A 9,143-nucleotide genomic window follows, 5' to 3' on the forward strand; every position below is an offset into this window, starting at 1 on the left:
GAAGGTGGGCCGCTGGGCATTACGCAAGGCAGTGTAGAGTATGCGCAAGCGCCGGGCAAGTTTAAATACAAATACAACGGCCAAGAATGGCAAGGCGATTTTGGTTACGATATGTACGACATGCCCCTCCGCGATTACGACCCAGCCATTGCGCGTTGGGTGGTTTTAGATCCGGTGATACACCACAGCCAATCGCCGTACAGTGCTTTTAATGGCAACCCGATTGTATTTGCGGATCCGAGTGGGGGAGCGGGCCGGCAGATGTTGGATAACAACGGCGCTGAGATGTACGACAGCAACGGTAACTTTATCCGCCGCAGCGATCGTGTAGTTCCGGGAGAAACTTCTAAATTTACGCAGGCTGGTGCTGGTAGTAATACTACCGATACTGCAGACGACGTTAAGGAAAATACGGGATTAATTATTATTTCGACAGTTGAAGAGTTGGCGGCTTTTTTAAGAAGCAACCCGAATATAAGTCCAGAAGATTTAAAACCAAAAGATGATCCACAACAAGAAGGTAAAAATGCAGAGTTAGCTAGATATATAGCCAATAAATATGGTTATGACCGTAAAGAAGTGGAGGAATTCTTGGATAAGAATCCATTTACACTCACTAAAAATGGTGTTGCATTTGCAGGTTACGAGGCACTTAGCACAAAGGTAAAAAAAGAGATAATCGACAAGGCAGCCGAGAAGACTACTACATCGGGATTTAAATTTTTGATGACGAAAGTTTTAGGTACCTCTACTCGATTTGTTTTAAATATTACAGAACTAGGTGATCCTAATTCCGAAAGCGCAAGAAGTGCAAGAATTGTTGATTGTCAGATGCGTTTAATTGAATTAGTTTTCCGAAAGCCTGTCGAAAATATGCCATTACCACGAACAGGTATTCAGCATTCAAGTATTTATGATAAGAAACACTTGCGATATTATTAAATATGATAACTAGATTGATTTTATTTACCCTTTTCTTTTTGATAATTCAGTTTAGTATTTCTGATTATCAAGTAAGAGCTTTTTTTTCTCTTTTATTTATAGTTTCTTTTATTCTTTTGTTTTCAAAAAACATAAAGGATTTATTTTACCGGCAGTATTCCATCAGCGATTTTAAGTGGTTCGTAATTTTTTTCTTTCCAATGATATTTTTTTTAATAGGCTATCAAGCACTGTTAATCAATTTAGTTTACGATCGAGATTTTTTAGATTACGAACCGGTCGCTTCTTTAACTGAGATTCTTCTTATGGTTTTGTTTGTGATCCTTGAAGAATTAACCTTTAGAGAATTCTTTTTACGTGAAATTCGAAAAACTAAAAGTGAGTTATTTTCAATAATCATTGTTTCAGTTTTCTTTTCTTTATCACATTTAAACACAGATTCAGGTCTGTTGCCAGTTTTCATCGGATCACTTATAATTTCACGACTTTATCTGAAAAGCAACTCTATATTAAATGCAATACTTTTGCATTTCTTAATCAATATTTCAAACTTTTTTATTTATCTATTATTTGCGAACTTTCCAGAACTGAACTTTGTGTATTAAGTTCAACATAATTTACTATGGTCTATTCATTCCCAAGGCCGGATATCACTGGATTCCTCTCTGAGATAAAGGAAAAGTCCTACCAACACGTGTATAATTACAGCGACCACTTAGGCAATAACCGTGTGATTTACACGTTCGACTCTGCAGCGGCAACGCCGGGCTTGGTGATACTTGAGGAGAGTAATTACTATCCGTATGGTTTGCGCCACATGAATTACAACATGACGTACCGCACGTGGAGTACTTTAACCGAAGGTGGGCCTTTGGGCATTACGCAAGGCAGTGTAGAGTATGCGCAAGCTCCAGGCAAGTTTAAATACAAATACAACCGCCAAGAATGGCAATGCGATTTTGGGTATGATATGTTTGACTACGGTGCACGACATTATGACCCGACTATCGGAAGATGGGTTTGCTTAGATGCATATGCTGGGGTTTATGTTAGGTATTCACCGTATGCTTATGTGTCGAACAATCCAATTAAATACATTGACCCAGATGGTAATCACATTTCTGATCCAGACGGTTTAGCAGCACATTGGTTACAGGAAATGAAAGCAAGTGCAAATCAAATTAAAGTATTGATTAGCCAAGGAGCGATAGAAGAAGAACTCGGAAATATGTTGTTATCATGGTTTGAAATGATGTTAACTAATTTCCAAGATATTGATGAATCTGATCAGGTTTACGAATTTAAATTAGATTCGTCAATAAACGATGTAGTTGATGGAGTTACGGTTAATCACCATGGTTTGAATGAGTATAATTGGGAAAGTCATTCAGTTGTTATACGTTTGGGAGCATTTGATAGTGCTTTAATAACTCACGAAATTACCCATGCATTCCAATTTGAAAATGGTAAAACGTCTTATCGGAAAGATTCAAAACTTCCAGTACTATATGACATCACAGATGAGACGGAAGCATACAATAATCAAAACATTTGGAAATATGGGAAAGGGTACTATATTACGCCAAATAAAGAGCTAGATGGTTTTATGCTTAGACCGGATGATAATTACATAAGACATTTTAGTAAGTTAAAGTTAAAGGATGACCCCTATGGAACATTACCAGATGGGCCAATTAATATAAATTCTAAAGACGGTAAGATACTACGTTCTAAGACTATTTCAGCGGGGGCAGCAGGTATTCCTGTTAACGAGGTCTATTTTAACTGGGAACGAGATTATTCGAAAGGTAAAAAGAGCAAACGATGAAAGATCTGTTAAAATTTTCTGTATTTATATTTCTGTATTTCTCCACGGCAAATTCTCAAGAGGTTAAATCAATTTCCTATGCGTCTCAGGGTGAGAAGATTGTGCTTCGCAGTGATGGTACATTTCAATATACTCAACGAGCCCATCTTCTTCATTTTAGTGCGGAAGGGAATTGGCAGATTCGTCAAGACACCATTTTAGTTCTGGATAGTCGGCCACAACAGAGCAAGATGTTGGTATTTCCTGAATTTAAAAAAAGAATGGGTAAGAAGAAGCGTTTTGTTGTTCGTGGTATAGATGATAATCATTCTCTCCATTACCATCTGTACTTAATTACTAAGAGTAATGATACGATAGAATACAAAAACCAATTTGATAGCTCAGTTATCGAGGCGGATGTTCAGGCATTTTATTTTTATAACACCAATGGTGTTCGCTCACCAACCTACGATTTAAATCAGTCGCGTTTGAATTACTTTGAGGTAATTTTGAATGCAAATAGAGTCTTCGAAAATGAATATTGGAAGTATCATGAAGATTATCTGGTTCCGATTACTCGATTGGGTGAAATTGCTAAATACATTTTACCTCGTATTGATGATTAATAAATCAGTATAAAAGTAAACATGCCCCTCCGCGATTACGACCCAGCCATTGTGCGTTGGGTGGTTTTAGATCCGGTAATACACCACAGCCAGTCGCCGTACAGTAGTTTTAACGGCAACCCGGTAGTATTTGCGGATCCGAGTGGGGGAGCGGGTATGCAAATGTTGGATAACAACGGCGCTGAGATGTACGACGCTAACGGCAACTATATCCGCCGCAGCGATCGTGTAGTTCCGGGAGAGGTTTCCATGGCGGCATATGGAGGTGGCGGCACGACAACTGCACCAACAGCAGAAGATGTAAAAAAGAATGAAGGTATAATTGTAATTTCGACATTGGAAGAGTTATTAGGTTTTATAATGAATAGCCCAAGTGTGAACTTCGGTGTAAGGAAAGACGATGAAGGTATTTTGCTTATCGGCGGCGAGTATGGTGGACTTAACTACAGCAAAATTGCAAATAAGCATGATTTTAATGGCTTTGTTTTAGATATTAGAATAGTAAGCGAACTTTCACACAAGGAAGCTTTTCATTTGTTTAAAGAGGTTTTCAGGGAACGGCAAGATATGTTCGAAAAACTGATGAATTATTCTGAGAAAACAGGTTATGTTCCAGCTTTAGATCTTAAGTCTCTTTATGAAGAACTGAAAAAAGCAAACCCTTCAAAGTTGAGTGTCGCTGCAATGACAGAATATGCGAAGTGGAAAACCAACGACGTTTCTGATCAAAATGAGAAAGTTTTTAGAAATTATTGTGAATTGCATTTAAATAATACAAGTCAAATGCAAGGCATGATTCAAATTTATGAGAGATATGGTGTTGGGCCGTATGAAGACATCACCGTTTATTATTATGATCGAGCAACTGGTAAATTTTTAGGTAAAGTTGATTAAAATGATAAATTACAATAGGTTGAACATATATTTAGAATTGATATCAATAGTTTTTGCAATTTCCTTTAGATCTTATTTATTATGTTTAGATATAATTTTTTTGTATAAGTACTTGTGTTACATTTTTGTTTTTGTTTTTATGATATTGACTAAAATTGAATTCAATGAGCGTATTATAAAAATTATTTTCTACTTAAATCTTCTTCTAACTAGTGGTTATTATATTATAAACTTGCTAAATTCAGTTGTCGATATTTAAACAGCCTTTTTATTGGAGTACTAAATGAAAACAGTAACGCGATTATTTTAGCACAAATTATGTAAGTTTAGTGATTTAACGTCTTCAACCCCACTCTCTCCCAGCCCCGAGCGCAGTGGATAGCCCACAGTGGGAAAGTGGATTTTTTTGTTGGCGCGCGGCGGCGACCAGCGGAAGCCGTTGCAAGCCGTACAAAAAACCGTTTTTCCACGCGGACTAGCAACGAAGCGCGGGAAATGCTGGCCAAAAGAAAATGGAACGGTGGCTTTAAGATTTGTTAAACAAAGAAACAAGTATTCGGTTTAATGTGTAAAGAAGTATCTGGTGCCAACGCAGACTTAGGATTGTACAAAATTCGCAAATCAAAAGCAAACCAAGATGCAATTGTTTCATTTTGATACAAATTTTAGCAAAGTATATTAGGTTACTTGTTCGGTATTTTCGAATTTTGTAGCATGGGGCAATACGGGCTGGCGCGGGCGAGTTGTTTCCACACTGCTATTTATTGTATACACGTTCCTTGAAAGTGCTGTTTTAATGCGTCGATAAATTAGACGTAGCCGATAAATGCAACCGCCAAGAATGGCAAGGCGATTTTGGGTATGATATGTACGACATGCCGCTCCGCGATTACGACCCAGCCATTGGGCGTTGGGTGGTTTTGGATCCGGTGGTACACCACAGCCAATCAACGTACAGTGGTTTTAACGGCAACCCGGTGGTATTTGCGGATCCGAGTGGGGGAGCGGGGCAGCAAATGTTGGATCGTAGGTATGAAGATCACGAACCGAAGGAAAGTAGCTTTTTTCCTGACAATAGTTATTTATTCGAAGGAGAAGATTCTTATGACGGCGGCGGTGCAAATTCTGAATTTGGAGTATTTGAGGAGGGAAGTGGTTTTGAAGTATGCCCGACGTGTCCGAATACTAAAGAGTTCGATAGATATCATAACGATACTACTACGACATATTATTACGATCCCGAATCTGGTTTAGTAAGTATTCATTTAGACGAGGTGGTTATCGACGTTAAAGGCAAGGATTTTTTTGACTATCTCTTTGATTACTATGAATCGACTGAAAATCATTTCAATGGGTTTAAAGACATTCTGGTTAATGGTTTGGTGGGAAATTTTAAATCAATTTACAATCGCCATTATGATAAATTTGATCGGAAGTATTATAATATTTATAAAAGATTGAAGAAAAATTCCATATTACCTCCTCCTGGGAAGGTACGACAATATTTAAAAAAGATTTTTTCAAATAGTAAATTTTCGTCTAGCTCTAAACTTCTCAAAAGAGTTGGGATTGTAGGCAATGTTTTAACAGGAAGTATAATAGCAAAAGATTTTGTTTAGGATGGGGCTTTAAAAGCTTCTAGTATAATCGATGGCGCAATGATGGCTGCGGCCCCCCTTACTCTCGTTATTTGTCCTCCCTGTTTAGCAACAGTTGGATTTATAACGCTTGGCTATGGCATTGCAGATTATCTGTTTGAGATAAACGATACAATCGATGAGAATACAAATGAAATATCAATTTTTGGTAATTAATTCGAAATATGAAGAGAATATTATTTGTAATCTACTCGGCGATGATGGTATGTGAAAAGAAAAAGAAACCAGACAACTGGGAAGAGCGAACGTGGTTGTATTTCAACTTTATCTTTTTCTTCTTTTTTTGTTCAATTTTTACCAATATCAATATTTATGTATTTGGTTTAGGTAAATATAGCAACATCTATATCTATGGTTCTTTAGCTATTATTAGTTTTTTAATTGACAAAATTTTTAGAAAATATATCCTAAGTATTATAAGGAAAAATGACCCTTCCATTAACTATAAGCCAAACAAAACTAGAGAGATTTTAAGCCTTATTATTGTAATAACTTGTTATTTTCTTGCTTTCTTCGGATTTATATTTTCTCACAAGATTCAGAATTATTTATAGTCCAAAATAGTGTTGCAGGTATTTATTGTTTCTAAACCAAAGCTTTACCGATTTTACACTAAAATCGATGTATTGTGTATTGGTTACCTCGTTAATAACGTCTTCAACCCCACTCACTCCCAGCCCCGAGCGCAGTGGATAGCCCACAGTGGGAAAGTGGATTTTTTTGTTGGCGCGCGGCGGCGACCCGCGGAAGCCGATGCAAGCCGTACAAAAAACCGTTTTCCCACGCGGACTAGCAACGAAGCGCGGGAATTGCTGGCCACAAGAAAATGGAACGGTGGCTTTAAGATTTGTTAAACAAAGAAACAAGTATTCGGTTTAATTTGTAAAGAAATATCTGGCGCCGGCGCAGACTTAGGATTGTACAAAATTCGCAAATCAAAAGCAAACCAAGATGCAATTGTTTCATTTTGATACAAATTTTAGCAAAGTACATTAGGTTACTTGTTCGGTATTTTCGAAATTCGTAGCATGGGGCAATGCGGGCTGGCGCGGGCGAGTTGTTGTCTAGTTGCTTTTTTCTTTTGCCACGTTCTTTGAAACTACTATTATTTAGCCACTTATCGAGCAATTCGAACCGCCAGGCAAGTTTAAATACAAATACAACGGCCAAGAATGGCAAGGCGATTTTGGTTACGATATGACGGCAATGGATTTCCGTCATTATGACAATGCACTTGGCAGGTTTGTATGTCTTGACGCATTAGCTCCTTTTATGCCAAATTTTTCGCCGTATTCATTTGCATTTAATAATCCGGTATATTTTTCAGACCCAAGTGGTTTAGCTCCTGCTTCTATTATGGAGATGCTTCAAGCCGCGTGGGATGCCACTCCAGATGGTACTAACAGCGTTTGGGTAAACGATGGACATGGTAATTTTGATTACGCGGGTAATGGTCGCGGCGGAACGGATTCACGCTTAGAAGGAAGTTTCATTAATACGGATGCTGAACATCATTTCTATAGCGAGAGTTTGCCTACAGTTACTATAATTTTACAGTTTGGAAGATTCGGTTCAGGAAGAAGTTTTATTGGGCAACTACAAGCGCATGTATATTCTAAAGGCAGATTTTATCAAGATCACAGAGACAAGGCTCGTGCAAAGCAATGGGACGAGTTTCAAGGTGATTTAGAATGGTTGGGAGCAATTCCTATTTTAGGAGAGCCGATAGATTTAATAAATGGCTTAACTTACGGCGTAAGAGGTAAGAAAACAGAAGCGAATTTGAGTCTTGCTGCTATGATACCAGTAGCAGGTTGGGGTGCAACGGGAATAAAATTTATCGGGAAGATTGATAATATTGCCAGCACAGCCCATAAAAAATTATCTGGAACGACAAAGGCTACAGGTGAAGGAATTCCAAATTCAGTTTATGAATATCTTTCACCAAACGGACAATTGATATCAAAGCATTTTTATAATGACGCTGGAAAAATTGAATTTGAAATAAATTTTAAGGCACATAATATGGGAGGAGTGCACGGTCATAATATGAGTATTCCTGGTTCTATTGGCTCGGGGCATTTGCCAGAAAATCATATACCTTTCATGTTAATACCGAATAAATACTTGCAGTAAGGTAAGTTATAATAGATTAGGAATAGATGAACAATCTCAACAGAAAAACATTTTTATGATTAAAGATTTTATAAATAGATATGGTCAATTATCTGATTCGATAATCAAAGAAGTAAATTTTATTACGCTATTTAAAGATAATGAAGAAATAAACCTCATCAAAATAAAAATTTATTGCTCTAAAATAGACAGTGATTTTGATTATGAAACAGTAGAACTTCATTTTAATGATATTGTTAGCTTATCTTTTAACATTGATAAAGACTTTTTGCTTTTTTCTCCTTCGGATGTCTTAATAGAATACAATGAAAATGATATTTTATTTGAATTTGACCCATTGGATTACCTACAATATTTAAAAGTGAACCCTAATTCAAGTTTTCAGATTAGGTCTAGATTTTTTGAGTTTAAAGAATTGTAGAAATAAAGAGATATGTTGGCTATTTATTGATAGACTTTTACTAACGCTAAGAAAATTACTAAATATAGCACCTATGATTGGTAAAACCTTGAAAAGGTTTTTAAAAGCGTCAGTCAAAAAGCAAGTTGCAAAGATATTAAATTCTATGCCAGAGTTCAAAGGTATGGCCGACCAAATAACTAGCCAGATGATGACTTATAATCGGCAATAGATACTAAATGAAATGCGCAGCGGACGTACAATTTTAAATACAAATACAACGGCCAAGAATGGCAAGGCGATTTTGGGTATGATATGTACGACATGCCGCTGCGCGATTACGACCCAGCCATTGCGCGTTGGGTGGTTTTAGATCCGGTGATACACCACAGCCAATCGCCGTACAGTGGTTTTAACGGCAACCCGATTGTCTTTGCCGATCCGAGTGGTGGAGCGGGGCAGCAGATGTTGGATAACAACGGCGCTGAGATGTACGACAGCAACGGTAACTTTATCCGCCGTAGTGATCGTGTGGTTCCGGGAGAAACTTCTAAATTTACGCAGGCTGGTGGTGGAGGGAGTAACACTACCGATACCGCAGACGATGTAAAGAAAAACAATGATTTGATTATTATTTCGACTGTTGAGGAGTTGGAGGCTTTTAAGATCAGCAACCCGAA

9 protein-coding genes and 1 pseudogene are annotated in these 9,143 nt (G+C 37.5%); 9 read left to right on the forward strand and 1 reads right to left on the reverse strand.

Going from position 1 to position 9,143, the window contains the following annotated elements; genetic code table 11:
• The 6 genes and pseudogenes from Q0064_RS01805 to Q0064_RS01825 form a co-directional block, all read left to right on the forward strand.
• On the forward strand, positions 1–942 hold a 942-nt coding region (locus tag Q0064_RS01805), incomplete at its 5' end, for an RHS repeat-associated core domain-containing protein (protein ID WP_298143409.1).
• Positions 943–1,247: 305 nt separating this feature from the next.
• A complete protein-coding gene (locus Q0064_RS14710) occupies positions 1,248–1,547 on the forward strand; it encodes a CPBP family intramembrane glutamic endopeptidase (RefSeq protein ID WP_366094606.1) in 300 nt (99 codons plus the stop codon).
• Between the two features lie 17 nt (positions 1,548–1,564).
• Entirely contained in the window at positions 1,565–2,770 is a 1,206-nt protein-coding gene (locus Q0064_RS01810) for an RHS repeat-associated core domain-containing protein (protein WP_298143412.1), read from the forward strand.
• A complete protein-coding gene (locus tag Q0064_RS01815) occupies positions 2,767–3,375 on the forward strand; it encodes a hypothetical protein (RefSeq protein WP_298143415.1) in 609 nt (202 codons plus the stop codon). Before Q0064_RS01810 ends, Q0064_RS01815 begins: the two co-directional genes overlap by 4 nt.
• A 21-nt stretch (positions 3,376–3,396) precedes the next feature.
• Complete coding sequence (locus tag Q0064_RS01820) at positions 3,397–4,269, forward strand: hypothetical protein (RefSeq protein WP_298143418.1); 873 nt, start codon at positions 3,397–3,399, stop codon at positions 4,267–4,269.
• An 863-nt stretch (positions 4,270–5,132) separates the two neighbouring features.
• Positions 5,133–5,888, forward strand: a pseudogene (locus Q0064_RS01825) (RHS repeat-associated core domain-containing protein); the annotation flags it as partial.
• A 587-nt stretch (positions 5,889–6,475) separates the two neighbouring features.
• On the opposite strand, the gene Q0064_RS01830 reads toward Q0064_RS01825, so the two are convergent.
• A complete protein-coding gene (locus Q0064_RS01830; RefSeq protein ID WP_298143421.1) occupies positions 6,476–6,628 on the reverse strand; it encodes a hypothetical protein in 153 nt (50 codons plus the stop codon).
• Between the two features lie 418 nt (positions 6,629–7,046).
• On the opposite strand from Q0064_RS01830, the gene Q0064_RS01835 reads away from it, so the two are divergent.
• From Q0064_RS01835 to Q0064_RS01845, 3 genes are all read left to right on the forward strand, one after another.
• Positions 7,047–8,063 (forward strand): RHS repeat-associated core domain-containing protein, encoded by a 1,017-nt coding sequence (locus tag Q0064_RS01835; RefSeq protein ID WP_298143431.1) that lies wholly within the window; start codon positions 7,047–7,049, stop codon positions 8,061–8,063.
• 55 nt (positions 8,064–8,118) lie between these two features.
• Entirely contained in the window at positions 8,119–8,484 is a 366-nt protein-coding gene (locus tag Q0064_RS01840) for a hypothetical protein (protein ID WP_298143425.1), read from the forward strand.
• 294 nt (positions 8,485–8,778) lie between these two features.
• On the forward strand, positions 8,779–9,143 hold a 365-nt coding region (locus Q0064_RS01845; protein ID WP_298143428.1), incomplete at its 3' end, for an RHS repeat-associated core domain-containing protein.

This window comes from Flavobacterium sp., assembly GCF_027490375.1.
Classification (GTDB): domain Bacteria; phylum Bacteroidota; class Bacteroidia; order Flavobacteriales; family Flavobacteriaceae; genus Flavobacterium.

What these genes read in the sequence shown, in the direction of transcription:
- Q0064_RS14710 (WP_366094606.1), top strand. Translation starts at nt 1,248, where the DNA reads ATGGTTTTGTTTGTGATCCTTGAAGAATTAACCTTTAGAGAATTCTTT.
- Q0064_RS01810 (WP_298143412.1), top strand. Translation starts at nt 1,565, where the DNA reads ATGGTCTATTCATTCCCAAGGCCGGATATCACTGGATTCCTCTCTGAG.
- Q0064_RS01815 (WP_298143415.1), top strand. Translation starts at nt 2,767, where the DNA reads ATGAAAGATCTGTTAAAATTTTCTGTATTTATATTTCTGTATTTCTCC.
- Q0064_RS01820 (WP_298143418.1), top strand. Translation starts at nt 3,397, where the DNA reads ATGCCCCTCCGCGATTACGACCCAGCCATTGTGCGTTGGGTGGTTTTA.
- Q0064_RS01840 (WP_298143425.1), top strand. Translation starts at nt 8,119, where the DNA reads ATGATTAAAGATTTTATAAATAGATATGGTCAATTATCTGATTCGATA.